The sequence below is a fragment of the Pseudomonas sp. GW823-FHT02E01 genome, assembly GCF_058797535.1.
Map to the genome: position 1 here is coordinate 192,552 of NZ_JBXAJS010000006.1, position 21,635 is coordinate 214,186.

Sequence of the window (21,635 nt, forward strand, 5' to 3'; positions counted from 1 at the left end):
GACGGTGGTTGGCGAGGGTGAAGAAAATGTGAAGGGCAAAATGATGCACGGACGCACCGATAATCAGGCGGATTGAAGCACTCGTGGCGAGGGGGCTTGCCCCCGTTCGGCTGCGAAGCAGTCGCAAATCCGGTATTTGCGGTGTGTCTGATACAACAGGGGTTGCCTGATTGAGGGGCCTGCTTCGCAGTCCAACGGGGGCAAGCCCCCTCGTCACAAAGTGTTTGGCGTAGGGGCGTCCGTTTACAGCCAGCACGCATCCCAGAGAGGGTAGTCGCCAATTTTATTCACAAGTCCTGCCCTGAGTGGATTGGCAACGATGTGGCGAGCGAACGGCAGAAGATCTTCTCCATCGCGAATGGCCCGGTCGTGGTAGCCGGTTTGCCAGAGTGGGCCACGGCGGCCAGTGATTTCGTTCACTTCACGGGTGCAACGTGACTTGATGGCTCCGATGACACGCCCAAGATTGCCTTCCTCCAACTGCATCAGCCAATGAAAGTGATCGGGCATGACCACCCATGCGATGGAGTTCACTACGTTGGTTTCATGAGCTCGACGTAGTTCTGAAACAAGTAAGCGTCCCAAATGCCAATCCGAAAAGATCGGTTGGCGACCATGAACAACGGCGGTGATGAGATATGCCCGACCACTCTCGGAATATCGGCCCAGACGCAAGCGGTGGGAGTTGGGTTGAGTTGGCATTCCATTGCTTTCCTTGAGGATATCAATTGCACATTCAAGGCTAGTACCCGGTTGTCCAGGGTAGATCTGCATGTGTTGAGTGAAAGCTCTGATACCTGTGAAGGAATGACGGCGCGAGAAAGCTGTTGTTGTTTTTGTGGCGAGGGGGCTTGCCCCCGTTGCGCTGCGAAGCGGCGCCAAAAACTTGCGCCTGGTGGTTGTCTGGCACACAGCGTTTTCCTGTTTTGCGACTGCTGCGCAGCCGAACGGGGGCGAGCCCCCTCGCCACAGTTGTGATCGCACCTGGAGAAGGGGGGCGGTCTGTAATGGCTGAAGTAGAGCCTTTTCGAGGGTAAGTACGACTTTGGCAGGGGCATGACGATGCACCATTGTTGTGCAATACTCGGCGCCGTTTTTCCCACTGATCTTGCGGGTTTTTCCTACAAGACGACTCTGCCCACGAAGCAGAACCGGTTCGGGACGCGATGGCTTATCGGTCAGCGCTTCGCCACTCGGTGGTCATATCCAATAACAAGACGAGGTTGTCCCCCATGCCCGTAGGCAATCACCTGCCCCAAGGCGAGACCGCTCAGGGCGGTCCGCTCAAACGTGAACTCGGCGAGCGGCATATTCGCCTGATGGCACTCGGTGCCTGTATCGGCGTCGGCCTGTTCCTGGGCTCGGCCAAGGCCATTGAAATGGCCGGTCCGGCCATCATGCTGTCTTACATCATTGGCGGTCTGGCGATCCTGGTGATCATGCGCGCTCTCGGTGAGATGGCCGTGCACAATCCCGTCGCCGGCTCGTTCAGCCGTTACGCCCAAGACTACCTCGGCCCGCTGGCGGGCTTCCTGACCGGCTGGAACTACTGGTTCCTGTGGCTGGTGACCTGCGTCGCGGAAATCACTGCCGTGGCGGTGTACATGGGTATCTGGTTCCCCGATGTACCACGCTGGATCTGGGCGCTCGCTGCGTTGATCAGCATGGGCTCGATCAACCTGATCGCGGTCAAGGCCTTCGGTGAGTTCGAGTTCTGGTTTGCCTTGATCAAGATCGTCACCATCATTGCGATGGTGCTCGGCGGCATCGGCATCATCGCCTTCGGTTTCGGCAACGACGGCGTGGCCCTGGGTATTTCCAACCTGTGGACCCACGGCGGCTTCATGCCCAACGGTGTACAGGGTGTGTTGATGTCGCTGCAAATGGTGATGTTCGCCTACCTGGGCGTGGAGATGATCGGCCTGACCGCCGGTGAAGCGAAGAACCCGCAGAAGACCATTCCGAACGCGATCGGCTCGGTGTTCTGGCGCATCCTGCTGTTCTATGTCGGTGCGCTGTTCGTGATCCTGTCGATCTACCCTTGGAACGAAATCGGCACCCAGGGCAGCCCGTTCGTGATGACTTTCGAGCGGCTGGGCATCAAGACCGCCGCCGGCATCATCAACTTCGTGGTGATCACCGCGGCGTTGTCGTCCTGCAACGGTGGCATCTTCAGCACCGGGCGCATGCTCTACAGCCTGGCGCAGAACGGCCAGGCTCCGGCGGGCTTTGCCAAGACCTCGAACAACGGCGTGCCGCGTCGTGCATTGCTGCTGTCGATTGGCGCGTTGCTGTTGGGCGTACTGCTGAACTATCTGGTGCCGGAAAAGGTGTTTGTCTGGGTGACGGCAATTGCCACCTTCGGCGCGATCTGGACCTGGGTGATGATCCTGCTGGCCCAGCTGAAGTTCCGCAAAGGCCTGAGCGCCAGCGAAGCGGCCGGCCTGAAATATCGCATGTGGCTGTACCCGGTCAGTTCGTACCTGGCGTTGGCGTTCCTGGTGCTGGTGGTCGGCCTGATGGCGTACTTCCCGGACACCCGCGTGGCGCTGTATGTGGGGCCTGCGTTCCTGGTGCTGCTGACGGTGCTGTTCTACGTGTTCAAGCTGCAACCGACCAATGTTTCGCAAGGTGCGGCGCGTTCGGTTTCGTAAGTTGTAATGCTTGAAAAGCCAAAGCCCCGGTCGATTGGCCGGGGCTTTTTGTTGAAAGTCATTTATCTGCGAACCGGGGCTTTTGTGGCGAGGGGGCTTGCCCCCGTTGGACTGCAAAGCAGTCCCTAGATCAGGCCCTAAAGTTGTGCCAGACACACCGCAAATATCGGATTTGCGACTGCTTCGCAGCCGAACGGGGCGGTGCGGCGATCCGACAAGCCCCCTCGCCACAGGTATCAGTCAAGCGACTACCACCTGCTTTGGACCAGTCAACCGCTTGTTGAACTCAAGCCAGGTCGCCAGCAACGCCATCAACCCGGCACCCACCAACGCCGTGAAGATCTGCATGGCAAAAGCATCGTCGGTCAGCGCATTGACCATGTCCGCCAATGGCGCCAACAGCACGCCCAGACAGAAAATCTCCAGCGAGAAACGGCCCATGCGGCAACTTTGCTGCGCGAGCCAGTTTTGTGTCCATCCGCTGTCGGGAATCAGTTTCGCCGTGACGTAGGCCAGTGCCAGGAAGTGCAGCAGGCGCACGGGGGAAAGGTCGGTCTTGCTGATGGGGTACAGGATGTTTTGCAGGCTCGCCGGCACCACGGCATCGTGTAGCTCCGGCCAACGCCACAGCACGGTCAACACACCCGCGACCACGACATACAGCGCCGCACCGACAAACAACGGCTGGCGAACCAATGGGCGGGTCTGGGGCAGGCGCGGGCGCTGGCTGTGAATCGCAGCGGCACCGCCGAGTACGAACAGCAACTGCCAGGCGACCGGGTTGAAATACCACACGCCGTCCTTGATGGCCGCCAGGTTCCAGCCAGCCAGCGGCACCATCAGGTACAGCGCCAATGACATCGAGACCATCACCCAGGTCTTGCGCACCAGCAGCGGCAGCACCAGGGGCAAGCCCGCCAACAGCACGATGTACAGCGGCAACGGGTCCATCAGGTTCGGCTTGAAGCGCAACAGCAGTTCATCGATCAGGGCCTGCTGCGGGTTGCTGATGAAGTGATGCATGCCCATTTCTTCCACCAGATCCCGTGTTTCCACGTGGCTGTTGGCGAAAAACACAATGCCCATCAGCATCGCCAGCAGGAAGATATGCACCACGTAGAGCACCCACGCCCGGCGCAGGATTTTTACGCAGGCGATCAGAAAGCCTTCGCGCGCCAGGACTTTGCCGTACGCCAATACGGATGCGAAACCTGCCAGAAACACGAAGACCTCGGCTGCATCGCTGAAACCGAAGTTACGCAGGGTGATTTGCCCCAAAGGGTTGTGGGGCACGTGATCCCAAAAGATGAAGATCAGTGCCAGACCACGAAAAAAGTCGATCCGGTGATCGCGCGCTAAGGTCATGACAGCAGGCTCGTAACAGCGGGTAAAAATGGGATTGGTCGCTGGCGCAAAGGCCACGCGCCCAATCGGCGGCGCGCAGGGTGGACTGATTCGCGGGCAATTGCAAAACCGGGATATTACCGGATGTCTCGGGCATTGCCCCAAGGCTCAACCGCTGGTCTGAAAGACCGCTTGACCTGCGATTTATGACAGTAAACAGGCTCAAATATCAATAAGTGCAACGTTCTTGAAACGGGAGCCTCACATGAGACTGTTGTGGAAAGGGCTGTCCAGTTACACGGTGATCGGGGTCGCCAACACCCTGATTCACTGGCAGATCTTTTTCCTGTTGAGCGTGGCAGCCGGCCTCAGTCAGGCGATCAGCAACCTGGCCGCCTTCTGCGTGGCTGCGTCATTTTCCTTCTACATGAACGCGCAATTTACTTTCGCCGCCAGTGCCACGGTCGCGGGTTATCTGCTGTTTCTTTTGGGCATGGGGGCACTGAGCCTGGGTATCGGCCATCTGGGTGACCTCTGGCGATTGCACGGCTTGCTCACGGTGGTCCTGTTTTCGGCGTTGAGCCTGGTGTTCGGTTTTCTATATTCCAAATACGTGGTGTTTCGCGGACGTGATCAATGAAAATCTCGCTCATTGTCCCGGTCTTCAACGAAGAGCAGTCCATCAACCTGTTTTATCAGGCGGTGCGAAGGGAGTTGAGATTAGGCGACACCGAAGTCGAGATCGTATTCATCAACGACGGCAGCTCCGACAACACGGCCGAACAGGCTATGGCACTTGCCCAGGCGGATGATCAGGTCATGCTGATCAATTTCTCGCGCAACTTCGGCAAGGAACCGGCACTGTTTGCCGGCCTGGAGCATGCCAGCGGCGATGCCGTGATTCCCATGGATGTCGACCTGCAGGACCCGATCAACGTCATTCCGTTGTTGATCGAGCAATGGCAAAAGGGTGCCGACGTGGTACTCGCCAAGCGCCGCAACCGGGCCGCCGACGGCTACCTCAGGCGCCACAGCGCATCGATTTTCTACCGTGTGCTCAATCGCATCGCCTACACCCGCATCGAGGAAAACGTCGGGGACTTCCGGCTGATGGATCGCAAGGTGGTCGATGTGATCCGTTCCTTGCCGGAGCACCAGTTATTCATGAAAGGCGTGCTGTCGTGGGCCGGGTTCAACACCGTAGTGGTGGAGTTCGAGCGGCCAGGAAGGGTGGTGGGGAGCAGCAAGTTCAATGTCTGGAAACTGTGGAACCTGGCCCTGGAAGGCGTGACCTCGTTCAGTACCGTGCCGCTGCGCTTGTGGACTTACGTCGGTGGCGGCATTTCGATGTTCGCGGTGCTCTATGCGGTGTACATGGTGCTGGACAAGATTTTCTTCGGCAACAGCGTTCCCGGTTATCCGTCGCTGATGACTGCGATCCTGTTTCTCGGCGGAGTGCAACTGATCGGCATCGGCATCCTCGGCGAGTATATCGGTCGCATCTATATCGAGGCCAAGCACCGGCCGCGTTATGTGATCAAGGACATCGTCGGCGGTAAAGACCGGGGCGGGCGTTAGAATGGGGCGGTTCAGCGACGTCTTCGTTCGCGAGCTCAGCCGGCATCAGGTCTGGCGGTTTTTTCTGGCCGCCACCCTGGTGTATGTCCTGCCGTTGATCCTCGCCGATTATCCCTACATCGATGACAACTGGCGCTCGCTGGCGGCGGGCATGGCCTGGGCCGAACAGGGCCGACTCTTCGCCCAGCTTTTCTACAACGCGCTGACCTTCAGCCATGCCGCGCCGAACATCTTTCCCTTGCCCTTGTTGATCGCCACGCTGGCCATGGCGTCGGCGCTGACAAGCCTGACGTTCCATTACTTCCGTCGGCCCACCGTTGCTTGCTGCCTGGTGCTGTTGCCGCTCTGGTACAACCCGTTCTTTCTGCAGAACCTGTCTTATCAATACGACGGTCCCACCACGACCCTGAGCCTGGTGGCGGTGATCTACGCGATCACCTTTCGCCACCCTTGGCGCGGCGTGCAGTGGCTGGTGCCGTCGTTCCTGATTGCTTTGGCGCTGGGGCTGTATCAAGTCAGCCTGAATGTGTTCCTGGGTCTGTGTTGCCTGGAGTTGCTCAGGGCCGCCAACGATAAAACCACCCCGGTACCATGGCGTGACCTGCTGGGCTGGAAAGCCGCTCAGGTCATCCTCGGCGGGTTGATCTACAGCGTCAGTGCTTATCCATTCATGGGCTCCAATCGCACATTGCTGCTCGATTGGACGGCGCATCCCTCATTGCAGATCCAGATCAACATTGGCCGGGTCCTGGAAAAAGTCGTGCTGCTGTTCCATGGCGGATGGCTCTGGGTGTCCGGCGGGTTGCTGTTGCTCGCGATAGCCGGGGCGGTGCGGTTGGGATTGAACGTAGCGGCGCGCAAGGACAGCGGGGCGAAAAGGCTGTTGATCGGCCTGATGTGTTTGCTGACTTTGCCCGTCGTGACGCTGCTGGTGTCCGGTGTCGCGTTGTTTTTCCGCGACTTCAACGAAGGTGCCCGCACCTTGATGGGCTTCGCCGTGCTGCTGGTGTTGCTGTTCTACCTGGGGCATCTGGCGCTGGCGTCGATCCATGAGCGGTTGCCGCTGCTGTTGATGATTCCCCTGCTGGCCATGTTGTCGTTGTCGTTCGCTTATGGCCGGGTGCTGACGGTGCAGAAAACCTTTGCGTCCACGGCACTGGCCGGTCTTGCGTACGACATCGCCAGCCATCAGTCGCTGCGCGAGGCCAGGCGGATCTACCTCTCGGTGAGTTACTCCGACTATTGGTTGGTGGCGGCGGCAGGCTCATTCAAACAGCTGCCAGTGCTGCACTACTTGCTCAATACCGACTTTTACATGCTGGCCGAAAATCTGCCGAAAGCAGGCATCACCAACGTGGTGGCGGAGCAGGAGCGGCGTAATGCGACGCGGGTCGGCTATCAGGGCTATCCGGCGTTGGTCGAAAGCCGGTTCTACCGGATTTACCTGATCGGCGATTACGGTTTTATCGTGATGAAGGAACCGGCCCCGAGCAAAACACTGCGCTGGTGACGCGCGATTCTGCTCGGGGTGGCGAGGTCATGCCGCCGCTATTTCACTGGGCTCGAAACTATCGGCCCGGGCCATCTGCCACATCCGCGAGTAGAACTCACCGTTCACTTCGCCGGTCAGCAACTCACCCGGTTTGAGGAACACGTGCAACTGCGAGAACAGCTTGATCTCGGTCGCCGACATACGTCGCACCAGATGCTTGGCGGACAACTGCGATGGATGTTCGAGGCCGGCGGCGGCGAGCATTTCCGCCAGGGCCTTGAGGGTGTTGCGGTGGAAGTTGAACACGCGTTGGGCTTTGTCCGGTACCACCAGCGCGCGCTGGCGCAGGGTGTCCTGGGTGGCGACGCCAGTCGGGCATTTGTTGGTGTGGCAGCTCTGCGACTGGATGCAGCCGATGGCGAACATGAAGCCGCGCGCCGAGTTGGCCCAGTCGGCGCCGATGGCCAGCACGCTGGCGATGTCGAAGGCGCTGACGATCTTGCCGCTGGCGCCGAGTTTGATCTTGTCCCGCAGGTTCAGGCCCACGAGGGTGTTGTGCACGAACAGCAGGCCCTCGCGCATCGGCACGCCGATGTGGTCGGTGAACTCCACGGGCGCGGCGCCAGTGCCGCCTTCCTTGCCGTCCACCACGATGAAGTCCGGGAGGATGCCGGTTTCCAGCATGGCCTTGGCGATGCCCATGAACTCCCACGGATGGCCAAGGCAGAACTTGAAGCCCACCGGTTTACCGCCGGACAACTCACGCAGTTGCGCGATGAAATGCATCATTTCGATCGGCGTGGAAAACGCGGTGTGGCGCGACGGTGACACGCAGTCCTCGCCCATCAGGATACCGCGGGTTTCGGCGATTTCTTTGGTGACCTTGTGTTTGGGCAGGATGCCGCCGTGGCCGGGCTTGGCGCCCTGGCTCATCTTGATTTCGATCATCCGTACCTGTGGCGTCCGGGCTTGCGCCGCGAAGCGTTCCGGGTCGAAGCGGCCGTCGCTGGTGCGACAGCCGAAGTAACCGCTGCCCAGTTCCCAGGTCAGGTCGCCGCCGTTTTCCCGGTGATAGGGGCTGATGCTGCCTTCGCCGGTGTCATGGGCGAAATTGCCGAGCTTGGCACCCTGGTTCAAGGCACGGATGGCGTTGGCACTGAGGGAGCCGAAACTCATGGCCGAGATATTGAATACCGACGCCGAATACGGCTGGGTGCATTGCGGGCCGCCGACCGTCACCCGGAAACTGCTCGGGTCGCTCAAGGGCGCGGGGCGCATGGAGTGGCCGATGAATTCGAAACCCGACTGATACACATCAATCAGCGTGCCGAAGGGTTTGTCGGCGGTTTCATTCTTGGCCCGGGAGTAGACCAGCGAGCGCTGAGCCCGGGAGAAGGGCAGGGCGTCGCTGTCGGATTCGAGCAGGTACTGGCGGATTTCCGGGCGGATGCCTTCGACCAGGTAGCGGATATTGCCCAGGATCGGGTAATTGCGGCGCACCGCGTGGGGGCTTTGCAGCAGATCGAACAGGCCGATCAGGCTGAGGACGGCGGTGACGGCGGTAATCGGCCAGAGCCAGTCGTATTCAAGAAACGGCAGGCTGGCGAGGGTGAAGATCACACAGACGGCAAAGAAGGCGTAGCGGCTCAGGAGTGACAGGCTCATACGGTTTCCTTGGGTTCGGACTCAATATTTGGGCAAAACACAAAACACTGTGGGAGCGAGCTTGCTCGCGATGGCGGCGGGTCAGTCAACATCAATGCTGAATATGAAACCGCAATCGCGAGCAAGCTCGCTCCCACATAAAAGCAAAGTGCTCCACAGGGCATTCAGGCATTTTGTGCCTGGAGAAAAATCGAAAACAGCTCGGACTGGGATTTGATCCCCAGCTTGCTGTACATGTGTTTCTTGTGGACTTTCACGGTTTCGACCGAGATTTCCAGCTTGCGGGCGATTTCTTTACTGGAGCAACCGCTGAGCATCAAACGCCCGACATCCAGCTCCCGGGCCGTCAACTGCGCGCCTTTGAGTTGCTGCACCGAGGCTTCCAGTTGTACCCGCCAATCAGCTTGCGGCGGTGCGGGGGCCAGGGCCACGACTTCGTTGATTTCATAGGGTAGACGCTGGCGCAACAGGCCGAGCACCCACGGCTGGATCAACGACAGCAAGGCGATCTGCTGGCCGCTGAAGCGCTGGGTGCTGCCCAGGGACAGGCACAGCGTGCGGTCGCCTTCGAGCTGGCAATTGAACTGGATTTCGTCGGCCACCACATTCAGACGAAAGTAGCGCTGGTAATACTCCGTCAGCTCAAAGTGCTCCGGGGCCACTTCCGACAGGCGATACAGCCCGGTGCGCGACTGCTCGCGACAGGCGATGTAGAAGGGGTCGAGCAGGTACAGGCCGCGCAGGTAATCCTGGAACAACTGGTCAGGGCTGCCGTCTTCGCCGGGGCATTCGGCGAACACCTGGGGGCGCTGATCGGCGCTGAAAAGCAGCGCCACCCAGCTGTCGAAGGGCACGTACTGGTCCAGCAGGCGTACAAGCTGGGTCCAGAAATTGGGCTTGTCCAGGGCGTCGATCAGTTGCCCCACCGAGCGGTGCCAGGCGATGTCGTCCAACGAGAGTGTCATGCATCTACCCCTATCGTGTTACCCCGGCGGCGTAATTCCCCGCCCGGTTGCTTGCTGCGCATACTGGCGCACAGACACCGACCGGGCAATCTTTCTGCCGCCCGGCGCATAACAAGGAATACCCATGAAGGTCGAACTCGCCCAATTGGCAGGCCGTGACAACGACACGGCCTACAACCTCGAACGCACTCTGGCGGCAATGGCTGCATGCGCAGCCGATACGCAGCTGATCCTGTTCCCCGAAGGCCACTTGATGGGCTTCCCTTCGGCCGAGTCCGTGGCCGAGGTGGCCGAGCCGCTGGACGGCCTGTCCGTCAGCGCAGTGATCGCCGCCGCCCGCCAGCACAATATCTCCGTGGCCATCGGCATGGCCGAAAACGACAACGGCCGCTTCTACAACACCACGCTGCTGATCACTCCTGAAGGCATCGCGCTGAAGTACCGCAAGACTCACTTGTGGGCCTCGGATCGCGGTGTCTACGAGGCTGGCGATCGCTACGCCACCTGCCTGTGGAACGGCTTGCGCGTGGGCCTGCTGATTCGCTACGACATCGAATTCCCCGAGAGCGCCCGCGCCCTGGCGCAACTGGGGGCTGAACTGTTGATCGTCACCAACGGCAACATGGACCCCTACGGTCCGACCCATCGCACCGCGATCATGGCCCGCGCCCAGGAAAACCAGGCGTTTGCGCTGATGGTCAATCGGGTGGAAGAGGGCGATGGCGGTTTGTTGTTTGCCGGCGGCAGCGCATTGGTCGATCCGCTGGGCACCTTGTTGTTCGAAGCCGGACGCGAGGAAGGGCAGTTTGCGGTCGAACTGGACCTGAACCAGCTGACGGTGGCGCGCCAGGATTACCGCTATCTGGACGATCAGCGGCTGAGGTTGCCGGGGGAGGTGGTTGAGCAGGCGGGTGGGCTGCGGGAGCTGCTGATTCCTGTGCGCTGATCTGGGCCCTGTGCTGGCTGGGCTGACGCCATCGCGAGCAAGCTCGCTCCCACAGGGGCGGGCTCCAGTGGATTCGGATTTTGTAATCGACACAAATCCTGTGGGAGCGAGCTCGCTCGCGATGAGGCCCTGACAGACGACACACCTGTTTGACCATTCACCCAAGAACAACAACGCAACACCCGTAATTTGCGCCGAACTCGGCTCTGCCATAAATCCAATAAAATCCGGAGTAGTCGCTCATGGCTCGTTTGCAACGCACCCTGTCATTAGGCTCGGTGGTGCTGTTTGGCATCGCCTATATGACACCGATCATTGTGCTCGGCACCTTTGGCATCCTCGCTCAATCCACCGCCGGCATGGTGCCGGCCGCGTACCTCGCGGCGCTGGTGGCGATGTTCTTCACTGCCATGAGCTATGGGCGCATGGCTTCGGCGTTCCCGGTGGCCGGCTCGGCCTACAGCTATGTGCGCAAGGCCATCAGCCCGAAACTCGGGTTCATCGCCGGTTGGGCGGTGCTGCTCGATTATCTGTTCCTGCCCATGGCGATCTGGCTGATCGGCGCGGCCTACCTCAACTCCGCATTCCCGGCGGTGCCGCAGTGGGTCTGGGTACTGGCGTTTATCGGTATCACCAGCGCGATCAACATCGTCGGCCTGAAGCTGGCCAACGGTATCAACGCCCTGTTGATGCTGGTGCAGTTCCTGGTGCTGATTGCCTTCGTCGCGCTGTGCGTGCATTACGTCGGCGGTGATGCAAGCACGCCGTTGTGGTCGACCAAGCCGTTCTTCAATGGCGACATGCAGATGCCGTTGATCATGAGCGGCGCGGCCATCGCCTGTTACTCGTTCCTGGGCTTCGACGCGGTCAGCACCCTGACCGAAGAAACCCGCGATCCACGCCGCACCATTCCCCGGGCGATCATGCTGATCACCCTGATCGGCGGGCTGATTTTCGTCGGCGTGTCGTACTTCGTGCAGATCGCTCATCCGTCGTTCCAGTTCGACAGCGTCGACTCGGCGGCCTATGAAATTGCCCGCAACATCGGTGGTGACCTGTTCGTGTCGATCTTTCTGATTGGCCTGATCGTCGGCCAGTTCGCCTCGGGGCTGTCAGCCCAGGCCAGCGGTTCGCGGCTGCTGTACGCCATGGGCCGTGACGGCGTGTTGCCGAAGTCGTTTTTCGGGACCTTGCACGAACGCTTCGGTACGCCGATCAACAGCATTCTGCTGTGCGCGGTGGTGGCGTTGCTGGCACTGAAACTGGACGTCACCACCTCGACCTCGTTCATCAACTTCGGCGCGTTCCTGGCATTCAGTCTGGTCAACCTGTCGGTGATCTTCCATTACTGGATCGGTGGCGAGAAAAAGGGCCCGCGCGAATTCGTGCTGTTCCTGTTGTTTCCGTTCATCGGCCTGTCAGCGGATTTGTGGTTGATGGTCAGCCTCGATCATCTGGCGGTTTATCTGGGGTTGAGCTGGCTGGCGATTGGCGTGGTGTACCTGGCGGTATTGACCGGTGGTTTCCGTCGGCAGCCGCCGGAGATGGATTTCCAGGAAGCCGCATAAAGGAAACTGTAGGAGCGAGCTTGCTCGCGATAAACCTGAGGGCGCCGATGGGCATCTGGTTTTACGCGTTTTCGTTCACGACCATCGCGAGCAAGCTCGCTCCTACAGGGCGGACATGTGATCCTTAGCGTTTTTGAGTCAAGGGCCTTCTGTTTATGTCGACGTTTTCCATGCCTGCCTCCGGGATTATCCGCATCGCCGCCGCCCTGTTGATCGGCCCTGACGGCCGCACGTTGCTGGTGCGCAAGCGCGGCACCACGGCGTTCATGCAGCCGGGTGGCAAGATCGAGCCCCATGAATTGCCGGTCCACGCCCTGGCCCGGGAGCTGGAAGAAGAGCTGGGTCTGGACATCGACCCGGCGCAGGCCGTTTACCTCGGTCACTTTTCGGCACCGGCCGCCAACGAACCGGGGTTTGTCGTACACGCCGAGCTCTTTCAACTGAATATTCATTGCGACGTCACCCCGGCGGCGGAGATCGAAGAGGTGATCTGGATCGACCCGGCCACCGATGGCGATGTCAGCCTGGCGCCATTGACACGGGACCTGATTCTGCCGTTTTATCGAGCATCGCTGACCGCGATCGCCTGATCATCACGCAAAGGACCTCGCCCATGATCCCGCTTCAAGACCTGCTGATTTTTGCTGCTGCCGCGTTGCTGATGGTAGTGACACCGGGGCCGAACATGATCTACCTGATCTCCCGTTCGATCTGCCAGGGGCGCAAGGCCGGGGTGATCTCGCTGCTTGGGGTGGTCGCCGGATTCTTCGTGCACCTGTTTGCCGCCGCTGCGGGTTTGACTGCAGTGTTCCTGGCGGTGCCGATGGCTTATGAGGTGTTGAAGTGGGCCGGTGCGCTGTACCTGTTGTGGCTGGCCTGGCAGGCGGTCAAACCCGGTGCGCGCTCGCCGTTCGAGGCACAGCAGTTGCCCCCGGATTCGTCGCGCAAGCTGATCACCATGGGCTTTCTGACCAGCGCCCTGAACCCGAAAATCGCGGTGTTCTATCTGTCGGTGTTTCCGCAGTTCATCACGCCGGAGCACGGTTCGGTGTTCACCCAGAGCATCATCCTCGGCCTGACCCAGATCAGCGTCAGTTTCTGCGTCAACCTGCTGATCGCCATGTTTGCCGCGGGCATCGCCTCGTGGTTCGTCAACAATCCGACCTGGCTGGCGATGCAGCGTTACTTCATGGGCTTTGTATTGTCGGGGCTGGCGCTGCGGCTGATGCTTGAGCAAAAACGGATGGCCTGAGGATGTGGATCGAACGACTTGATGCCAGCCATGCCCTGGACTACCGGGCGCTGATGCTCGAAGCCTACGACCTGCACCCGCAGGCCTTTACCTCGAGCGTGCGTGAGCGGGCGGCGATGCCGCTGAGTTGGTGGGAGTCGCGCCTGACCGGCAAGCTGGACGTGGTGCTCGGGGCGTTCGAAGAGGGCCGGTTGGCCGGCATTGTCGGCCTCGCGTTCGAGCCTCGGGAAAAGGCCCGGCACAAGGTGACACTGTTTGGCATGTACGTGACCGCGAAGGTCCGCCAGCGTGGGCTCGGCTATCAACTGGTTCAGGCGGCATTGGCCGAGGCGCAGAACCATGCGGGTTTGCGCCTGATCCAGTTGACCATCACCGCCGGCAACGATGCCGCGTTCAACCTCTACCAGCGCTGCGGCTTCATCCAGTTTGGCCTGGAGCCGATGGCCGTGCGGGTGGGCGAGGATTACTTCGACAAGATCCACATGTGGCGCGAGATCTAACCATCACATAGATCCCCTGTAGGAGCGAGCTTTTGTGGCGAGGGGGCTTGCCCCCGTTGGAGTGCGAAGCGCTCCCCAGCATTTCTTCAGACACATTGCGCTTGCAGTTTTCGCGACTGCTTCGCAGCCGAACGGGGGCAAGCCCCCTCGCCACAAAGACCGCATCGTCTGATTGTTCTAGCGAACGGCGCTGACCCCATCCAGCGTCGAAAACGACGTGTCCTTGGCCGTCAGCAAGAAGTCGCGCATGTACGGCGCATCGAGCATGTCTGCGCGGATCGCCGCATACAGCGTGGCGAACAAGCCTTTCTCACCCAGCCGCTTGGCTTTCACATAGCCTCGCGAGCTGTATTCATGCAGTGCCCAATGGGGCATGCCGCAAACGCCGCGACCGCTGGCCACCAGTTGCATCATCATCACTGTCAGTTCCGAGGTGCGGACCTGGGCCGGTTCGATGTCGGCGGGTTCGAGGAAGCGGGTGAAGATGTCCAGCCGGTCCCGTTCCACCGGGTAGGTGATCAAGGTTTCCGGGAGCAGGTCTTCGGGGACGATATAAGCCTTGCTGGCCAGGCGGTGCTGGTTGGCCACCGCGAGCATCGCTTCATAAGTGAACAGGGGGACATAGGTGATCCCGGCCAGGTCCACCGGATCGGAGGTCACCACCAGGTCCAGGTCGCCACGGGCCAGGGCTGGCAGCGGGGCGAAGGAAAACCCCGAGGCCAGGTCCAGTTCGACTTCCGGCCAGGCGTCGCGGAACTGGTCGATGGTCGGCATCAGCCACTGGAAGCAACTGTGGCATTCGATCGCCATGTGCAGACGACCGGCGGTGCCACCGGCCAGGCGACTGATGTCGCGCTCGGCGGCGCGCAGCAGCGGCAGGGTAGCGTCGGCCAGTTGCAGCAGGCGCAAACCGGCGCTGGTGAAGCGCACCGGTTTGGTCTTGCGCACGAACAGCGGCATGCCCATGCGCTCCTCCAGCTCCTTGAACTGGTGGGACAGGGCTGACTGGGTCAGGTGCAGGCGATCGGCCGCATCCACCAGGCTGTCGGCTTCGCGCAAGGCGTGCAGGGTCTTGAGGTGACGGATTTCAAGCACCGGAGGCTCCATGAGGAAAACTTGTCGATAAATCGAAAAGGTTGAGTTTGTCTCATGTTGATGCCGCTGTCGACCACAAGCACGGCGGAGCACATGGCGTGCTCCGCCGTTGTTGCTTTACAGCGAGGAAAAGTGTTTGTTGCCCAGCGTTTTGCCGATGTCTCCGCGCCAGATCGCCTCGACCGTACCGCCACTGGCGGCCACGTCCTTCTGCCATTGCAGGCCCAGGTTGCGTTGTTCCGGCAGTTTCAGATGGCCTTTGACGAAGTCGCTGAACTGGGGCTTGGCCGAGGTGTAGTGGAAGTGTGCGTACCACAGGGGGTGCGCGGGTTCGCTACGCAGGTCGCGCACCTCGTACTCCTGGAGGAAATCCCTGCGTCCATCCGTGCGTTTACCCAGATCGCGCAGGCCGCCCTCCTTGCGGATGTCCACCACGCGTTGTTCAAGCAGATAGTCCAGATAGCCCTCGGTGGGGGTTTTGCTGTTCAGGGTCTGCTCAATACGCAACGTGCGGCCGGCACGGGTCAATTCATTCGCGCGATTGCGCAATTGCAGCGCGACCGTCTCCGTGGGCGACAGGCGTTCGATGGCCCGGGCTCGCATGTTCAGTTCCTCGGCTTCACTGATCATCATGTGTTCCAGATCGACCGGCAACATGTCCTGACGGGCGTGGCCTTCGACTTTGCTTTTGTAGGCGTCCACGGTGCCGAGCCTTTTCCTGGCCTCCACCAGCAACGGCGTGATATCGGTCACAAGTTCCGTTGGCGCTGCCGCCACGGGCTCACTGAGATGATATTTGCCGCTGGAGGAACGGGGTAGCCAGGTTTCCCTGAACCCATTTGCACCCTCGACGGTGAAGCGCTGTTGGCGGGTTGCGGTATCCGTGCTGGCGATGCCGATGAGCAACTGATTGTCTTCCGTCTCGAACAGCTGCTTTGACGCATTTACCGCTTTCGCACTTTTGGACGGGCGAGTCTTGATGGCATGACGAGCCGCCGCTTCGACTTCTGCCAGATTGTCGAGAAACGCCGTGACCTGCTCCAGATCCAGATGCTGCGGATAACCCAGGGACCAGGCCCCGAGGTTGCGACGAAATTCGGCATAGGTCGCCAGGCAATCTTCGAGCACCTTGTTGCGCTGGGTAAACGTGGCCTGTACTTCAGGCAATTGATGTTGGGTCAGCAGCGCTCGCCCGACCTTGTCGCGGGCCTGTTTCAACTGTACGTGAAAGTAGACCCAGGACTGGTCGGTGATGGCGTTGTAGTGAGTGATGATCTCCAGCTCATTTGCCGTTTTCAGATAGTAGTAGTTGGCATCGCTGAATTTTTCGTTAACCGTGGCCATATCCGGGGCCATCTTTGATTTTTGCACGCGGTTGGTGATCCGTCCGTTCCATCGATTGGCTTCTGCGACCTGAGTGTGAAGCCGGTCGAAGTCCTTGAGAAACTCGATTCGGATTTCCTTGCGTTGCGCCATCAGTTGAATGTGTGCGGTGGTATTGCTGAACGGCGTGGCCTCCGAACGGGCAATCATTTGATCGATGCGGTTGAGGTGTTCCACCAGGCGCTCCTTGACCAAAGCGATCCGCCGTACCCATCGGTCGACGATGACCCAGGCGCAGCGGCTTTGAGCATCTTCGACCAGCATGCGTCTGCGGCCGTGGCTGATCAGCATCAGTTCTTCAAGGTTCAGGTACTGGGCCTGCGCCAGCTCGATGTCGTTCACGCAAAGAATGTCGGCATTGGCTCGAAGCGGTTGGCGCTGCTCCCGGTCAAGGCTGAAGTAATGTTCCAGCACAGTGTTGGAACTGCGGGTCTGGGTCCCGATGCGCCGGGAGTAGGCATCGGCAGTGTTGGTCAGCGTCAACTGGCGTCGCAACGCCCGATCCGTCCACCAGCGTGGCAGCCAGCGGCGAATGGCGGCGGGCCAGAGCGGGTCGAGGCCGTCAGCCATATGACCGAGCACCGCGCCGCCACCGGCACCGCCTCCTGCCGTCACGGTGCCGTACACCGCGTAATGGGTTTTCCAGTGGCCGGTTTCATCCAGGGCGATGGGTTGTTTGTAGGTTCGGGTGCTGGTTGCACTCAAGCGCCATTGCGGTGGGTTGTCGGTCAATTCGATGCGATAGATACGACCCTGGCTGACCATGAAGTCGCCGTCGGCGTGGCGATAAACGTTGCGATAAATCCCTTCGGTGCCCGGTTGCAGGCCGGCGAAGGAAATCTCGTGTTCGTACTCATAGCCCCTGAAGCGTTCGAGGGTGCGTCGGACGTACTGCGGGGTCGAGACCTGCAAGGCGCCCGGTTGTTTGGTCAGGGCGCGCAATTGTCGCCCGCGCGTGGCGGCGCGCGCGGCACTGGAAGTGGCGCCAACAACGGGCAGTACATCCATGGCAGCGTCGATCAACGACAGCAACACGGCTTCCACCTCGGCCAGGCCATGGCCGACATCACCGCGCAGGAAGGCCGCCGCTGCCTGGTTGGCGCTGTTCCAGGCGTCGTACAGGGCAATGGCAGTACCGATGAAAGGCACGACGCCCAGCGCCATTTTCAGGTAATTGAACATGGCCCCGGAGCGCAGCGCGACGTGCTCAAGATACAAGGCATCGTTGGAGCGCGATGTCGACCGATGCGCCTCCAGCAAACGGCCCATGTGCACATTGAGCAGATGCGCTGCCAGGGATGTGCTGGCCGGCCAGGCGGTGCCGACGCCGATCAGGGCATCGAAGTTTTTCACCCGGGCCTGGTTGATCCGGCTGACGTGCGAGGCAAATTCCCCGGTCAGGGCGCGACCGGCCAAGTAGTTGACCATCGTGCTGTTCAGGCATTGGTTGAAGAGGAACGTCCGCGCCTGTTCAAGGCTGTCGAACTGACGCACAAACACCCCATCGGGGCAGTCAGGCCGATAGAGCAGGGTCAGGCCGCTGATCTGCTCGACGATAAAGGTCACCCCGGCCAGGGTGCTCGCCCCCTCGCCCGGCGTGTCCGTGCCGCCAACGGTCAGGTGCGCGGGCAACAACACGATGCGCTTGCCGTCGACCGCAAAGGCTTCACGACTGTTGGCGTCGATGGCGATCTGCAGCACGCGCTGGCCCGAGACGTCGATGTCCTTGGCCAGCACGGCGAATTCGCCGTGCAACTGGAGCATCAGCCGCCACGGTTCGCCCAGGCATTCACGACGAAATTCATTGCTGAAGGCCGAGGCGCTAGGGGCGCCAAGGAAGGTCTCGCGAATCAGCCTTTCGTATTTCCCGGCCAGATCCAGCTCGGTGACCATGTTGCGCAGGTAGTCCTGGGTGATGCCGGTTTTCAGTTTCTGCCGTTGCGCCTCGTCGGCGCCGCTGATCTGGACCCGCATCAACGACACCCGATACCACATCGACTGATCGATATTGCCTTGCGCCAGTTCGGCGAGGGACAACAAGCTGCGCTGCTCGCTGCCGGTCAGTACATTCTTTTGCGGTGTTCCCGGCGCTGCGCCCTCGATCAGCACCTTGCGCCACGTGGTGGTGTCGGGGATGTCCAGCATCACTTCAGCGGTTTGCGTCAGGGCGAAGTCTTTACGCAGGCGGGCGTCGATGGCCTTTTTGCTGAATGACTCGCGCAGTGGCAGTTCCCGTTCAAGCAGTTGATGGGTGCGCTTCATCGCCGCGATGTAGGCGGTGAACAACGCCTTGAGCCGATCGCGTTCGGCCACGGACAGTGCGCTGAGGGAGGACGGCAAGCGTGTTGCCAGCGTGGCGCTGCGGTTTTGCTCGACGATTTGTGCGAAGGCCAGCTCCCGCGCGGAGACAGTGGGGACGGTCAGGCGGGCGAGCGTCTGTTCACGCAGGTTTTCCAGTTCCGCCGCGCGTTGGCCGGCATGGGAGGGCACGGGGTTGGCGGTCATCAGCCGCGTCGCATGCTGTTCACAGCTGTGAAGCTGGGTTTGCAGGGCGTACTCGAACGGGTTGCCGGCCAGCGGCAAAAGCTGCAGCGCTTGCGTGTCCTCGTTGGCCGGCTGCCTGAACATCTTCTGCTCCAGTGCCTGGCGGGAGGCGAACCGTTGCAGGCCGCCGAAATGTCCGGGCCAGTAGAGCAACACGCTGTCACTGGCGGACGGCAGCAATGCCGATGGCCGGGCAAAGAGCAGTACACCGTCGAGCTCCTGGGTCTGCGTGCGGAGGGTGTCGTCTTCGCTGTCAGTCGCGGTCAACACCAGTCGGGCGACCACCACATCGGCCGGTCGAGGTTTTTCGGGTGCGTCGAGCACGGCCGTCAGCCACTGATATTCATCGCTGCTGATCTGATTCAGGTTCAATTGCAGGTCGGCTTCGGCACGCAGGCCGCTCAGGCGCGCCTGGTACAGGGCCTTGTAATGTATGCCCGACGCGTGGCGCAGTTCCAGCAGTTGCGGTGCATCGTCGGCGCTTAACAGGGCACTTGCGGCCTCGCTGCTGGCCTGTTCGGCGGCGCGCAGAGCGTCGAATTGCTGTTGCAGCCTCTGCATGCGCGGGTCGTCGGTGGTGCCTGCAAAGTCCAGCCCCAGAAAGTTTTGCAGTGCCGTTTGCTGTTGCACTAAAGCGCTGTGGCGCAGGCTGAAGGGAACGTCGGGGCTCAGTTGCCCGAACGGGGCGATGTCGTTGCTTGTATCCGGCAGGGGCAGGTCGGCGGGCGAGGCAAAAACACGGTCGTTGCGTTGCCGCTCGGCAGGGGCTGTGGCCAGTCCCGCCAACAGGGACTCGGCACTTTTCGTCAGCTGCGGGGTGTCCAATACGGTGTAATCGACAGTGACGCGGCTGCCCTCGGGTTCGGGTTGCTGCTGGGTCAACCAGCGTTCCAGACTGTTGCGATTTTCAAAGGTCATCCAGGGCGCTTGCCGAGACGGCAGATACAGCAACTGGGTGACCGGTTGGTCGGTGTTGCGGGTAATGACCAGGGCACCCGGCAGTTCGTCAGTCAGACCGCTGTTGCCCCCGAGCGACAGGGTCTCGACGTAAACCAGAATCTCGGGGGAGGTTGTCTGCGCTGCCGGGTTGACGAGATCCAGCAGCACATTGAACTGTTCGGCATTCAAGGTACCCTGGGCAAATGCCAATTGGCACGACGCTTCGAAATGCTGGCGATACAAGCGGATGGCCTGTGCCTTGCGTGAAACGTCGGTACCGCGTGCGCGTGCCTGCCACCAGTTCGTGGTCAAGGGAACTTGCGGGTTCTGTGCCATGAGGGCCAGCCATTGATCGCGGCAGTCGTTCCAGCGCGCCGAGGCGCTCAGGTACAGGTTTTCATCCGTGTCTTGGGCCAATGAGGAGACGAGGCCGAAGTCGGCCAGCGGTGCGGCAGGTGATTCGTGCATGAAGAAGGACTCCGATGGGTGAAAAATCGGGGCCATTAAAGTTCGTTCGAGAAGCGGCATGGTGGTACATAGTTATCGCGTGCCGCTGTCTGGTCTGATGACCGTCCGGCACTCTTCATCAAACTGTCACGTAACTGTGGCAGCGCGCTTGAACAAACTTCATCAGACTCGCGCTCTACTGGGGTTCTGCGTTTCGGTGTTTCTTCATGCGTGTTTTCTTATCAAGATTTGTTTTTTTGGCCGCCTTTTTATTCGGCTTGCCGTCATTGGCGGCGTCTCGTTGCGATGTCAATGTTCCGACCGAACGGGTGGATCTGGCCCAGGTAAGCCTGGCGTACCAGAGCATTGGCCGTGCGTCGGATCCTGCATTGCTGCTGGTGATGGGGCTGGGCGGGCAATTGATTCACTGGCCGGACGAGGTGGTTGTCGCCTTGTGCCAGCAGGGGTTCCGGGTGATCCGCTATGACAATCGCGATGTCGGCCTGTCGACCTGGCGGCAAGCACCGGCCGACGCCAACCTGACCTTCGAAGTGCTGCGCTACAAACTCGGATTGCCGGTGTCGTCACCGTACTCGCTGACCGACATGGCCGACGATGGCCTGGGCTTGATGGACGCCTTGCACATCGATCAATTCCACGTGTTGGGCGCCAGCATGGGCGGCATGATTGCCCAGCACATGGCTGCCATGGCACCGCAACGGGTCGAGAGTCTGACCCTGATCATGACCACCTCCGGCGCCGAAGGCTTGCCGGCACCGAGTGCGGCGCTGGTGCAGTTGTTGGCGCGGCGCGGCGCACCGAACCGCGAAGTGGCCCTGGAGCAACAGGCTGACTTGCTGGCGGCGCTGGGCAGCCCGATAGTGACCGACGATCGCCAGGCGTTGCTGCATCAGGCGGCGCAGTCCTATGACCGGGCGTTCAATCCCGAGGGCGTGAAACGCCAGATCATGGCCATTCTCGCCGAGCCGAGCCGGGTAACCCTGCTCAATCAGTTGCGGGTGCCGGCGCTGGTGGTGCATGGCACGGCCGACCCGCTGTTGCCGGTGATGCACGGGGTGCATCTGGCGGCGCATCTGCACGGCAGTCAGTTGATCCTGATTCCGGGCCTGGCCCATCGTTTCCAGGAGGCGTTCAAGGCGCCGTTGCTGGCGGCGGTGTTGCCGTACTTGCGCGAGCACCGAGAAGACACTTCACATTGGGCGCAGATCGAGCCTGTGGCCGATCACAACCTCCTGTAATCCC

The 21,635-nt window shown here is 60.7% G+C and carries 16 protein-coding genes; 10 read left to right on the plus strand and 6 right to left on the minus strand.

All coding sequences use genetic code 11. The features are described 5' to 3' along the window. Positions 1–243 precede the first annotated feature (243 nt). Positions 244–702: an REP-associated tyrosine transposase gene (locus AC1RDQ_RS16460; RefSeq protein WP_492587808.1), complete on the minus strand. Its 459-nt coding sequence runs from the start codon at positions 700–702 to the stop codon at positions 244–246. 530 nt (positions 703–1,232) lie between these two features. Between AC1RDQ_RS16460 and AC1RDQ_RS16465 the strand changes: the two genes are divergently transcribed. Continuing rightward, complete coding sequence (locus AC1RDQ_RS16465) at positions 1,233–2,654, plus strand: amino acid permease (RefSeq protein ID WP_057716242.1); 1,422 nt, start codon at positions 1,233–1,235, stop codon at positions 2,652–2,654. A gap of 240 nt (positions 2,655–2,894) precedes the next feature. On the opposite strand, the gene AC1RDQ_RS16470 is transcribed toward AC1RDQ_RS16465, so the two are convergent. After that, the gene (locus AC1RDQ_RS16470; protein WP_492587731.1) at positions 2,895–4,019 is read right to left on the minus strand and encodes an OpgC family protein; all 1,125 of its coding nucleotides are present in this window, start codon (positions 4,017–4,019) and stop codon (positions 2,895–2,897) included. A gap of 244 nt (positions 4,020–4,263) precedes the next feature. On the opposite strand from AC1RDQ_RS16470, the gene AC1RDQ_RS16475 reads away from it, so the two are divergent. Genes AC1RDQ_RS16475 through AC1RDQ_RS16485 form a run of 3 tightly spaced genes read left to right on the plus strand, consistent with a single transcriptional unit; the run spans position 4,264 to position 7,086 of the window. Further along, positions 4,264–4,638 (plus strand): GtrA family protein, encoded by a 375-nt coding sequence (locus tag AC1RDQ_RS16475; RefSeq protein ID WP_057716240.1) that lies wholly within the window; start codon positions 4,264–4,266, stop codon positions 4,636–4,638. Continuing rightward, on the plus strand, positions 4,635–5,576 hold the full coding sequence (locus AC1RDQ_RS16480; protein WP_057716239.1) for a glycosyltransferase family 2 protein: 942 nt from the start codon (positions 4,635–4,637) through the stop codon (positions 5,574–5,576). Before AC1RDQ_RS16475 ends, AC1RDQ_RS16480 begins: the two co-directional genes overlap by 4 nt. A gap of 1 nt (position 5,577) precedes the next feature. Beyond that, on the plus strand, positions 5,578–7,086 hold the full coding sequence (locus tag AC1RDQ_RS16485) for a glucosyltransferase domain-containing protein (RefSeq protein ID WP_492587732.1): 1,509 nt from the start codon (positions 5,578–5,580) through the stop codon (positions 7,084–7,086). Positions 7,087–7,113: 27 nt separating this feature from the next. Here the strand turns inward: AC1RDQ_RS16485 and AC1RDQ_RS16490 are convergent, their stop codons facing one another. Both AC1RDQ_RS16490 and AC1RDQ_RS16495 read right to left on the minus strand, forming a co-directional pair. Continuing rightward, on the minus strand, positions 7,114–8,733 hold the full coding sequence (locus AC1RDQ_RS16490) for an FMN-binding glutamate synthase family protein (protein WP_090453300.1): 1,620 nt from the start codon (positions 8,731–8,733) through the stop codon (positions 7,114–7,116). Between the two features lie 164 nt (positions 8,734–8,897). Next, on the minus strand, positions 8,898–9,698 hold the full coding sequence (locus AC1RDQ_RS16495; protein WP_057716236.1) for a helix-turn-helix transcriptional regulator: 801 nt from the start codon (positions 9,696–9,698) through the stop codon (positions 8,898–8,900). A 124-nt stretch (positions 9,699–9,822) separates the two neighbouring features. Between AC1RDQ_RS16495 and AC1RDQ_RS16500 the strand changes: the two genes are divergently transcribed. The 5 genes from AC1RDQ_RS16500 (at position 9,823) to AC1RDQ_RS16520 (ending at position 13,964) form a co-directional block, all read left to right on the plus strand. Then, positions 9,823–10,644, plus strand: coding sequence for a carbon-nitrogen hydrolase family protein (locus tag AC1RDQ_RS16500; RefSeq protein WP_492587733.1), 822 nt, complete (start codon positions 9,823–9,825; stop codon positions 10,642–10,644). A gap of 242 nt (positions 10,645–10,886) precedes the next feature. Beyond that, on the plus strand, positions 10,887–12,212 hold the full coding sequence (locus AC1RDQ_RS16505; protein WP_489339867.1) for an APC family permease: 1,326 nt from the start codon (positions 10,887–10,889) through the stop codon (positions 12,210–12,212). Positions 12,213–12,367: 155 nt separating this feature from the next. After that, a complete protein-coding gene (locus tag AC1RDQ_RS16510; protein WP_492587734.1) occupies positions 12,368–12,802 on the plus strand; it encodes an NUDIX hydrolase in 435 nt (144 codons plus the stop codon). 23 nt (positions 12,803–12,825) lie between these two features. Then, a complete protein-coding gene (locus tag AC1RDQ_RS16515) occupies positions 12,826–13,464 on the plus strand; it encodes a LysE family translocator (protein WP_057716232.1) in 639 nt (212 codons plus the stop codon). Positions 13,465–13,466: 2 nt separating this feature from the next. Further along, complete coding sequence (locus AC1RDQ_RS16520; RefSeq protein ID WP_090453308.1) at positions 13,467–13,964, plus strand: GNAT family N-acetyltransferase; 498 nt, start codon at positions 13,467–13,469, stop codon at positions 13,962–13,964. Between the two features lie 177 nt (positions 13,965–14,141). On the opposite strand, the gene metR is transcribed toward AC1RDQ_RS16520, so the two are convergent. Both metR and AC1RDQ_RS16530 read right to left on the minus strand, forming a co-directional pair. Further along, on the minus strand, positions 14,142–15,059 hold the full coding sequence (gene metR, locus AC1RDQ_RS16525) for a transcriptional regulator MetR (protein ID WP_007985733.1): 918 nt from the start codon (positions 15,057–15,059) through the stop codon (positions 14,142–14,144). Positions 15,060–15,176: 117 nt separating this feature from the next. Next, on the minus strand, positions 15,177–20,393 hold the full coding sequence (locus tag AC1RDQ_RS16530; protein ID WP_492587735.1) for a dermonecrotic toxin domain-containing protein: 5,217 nt from the start codon (positions 20,391–20,393) through the stop codon (positions 15,177–15,179). 206 nt (positions 20,394–20,599) lie between these two features. On the opposite strand from AC1RDQ_RS16530, the gene AC1RDQ_RS16535 reads away from it, so the two are divergent. Continuing rightward, entirely contained in the window at positions 20,600–21,631 is a 1,032-nt protein-coding gene (locus tag AC1RDQ_RS16535; RefSeq protein WP_492587736.1) for an alpha/beta fold hydrolase, read from the plus strand. Positions 21,632–21,635: the final 4 nt, after the last annotated feature.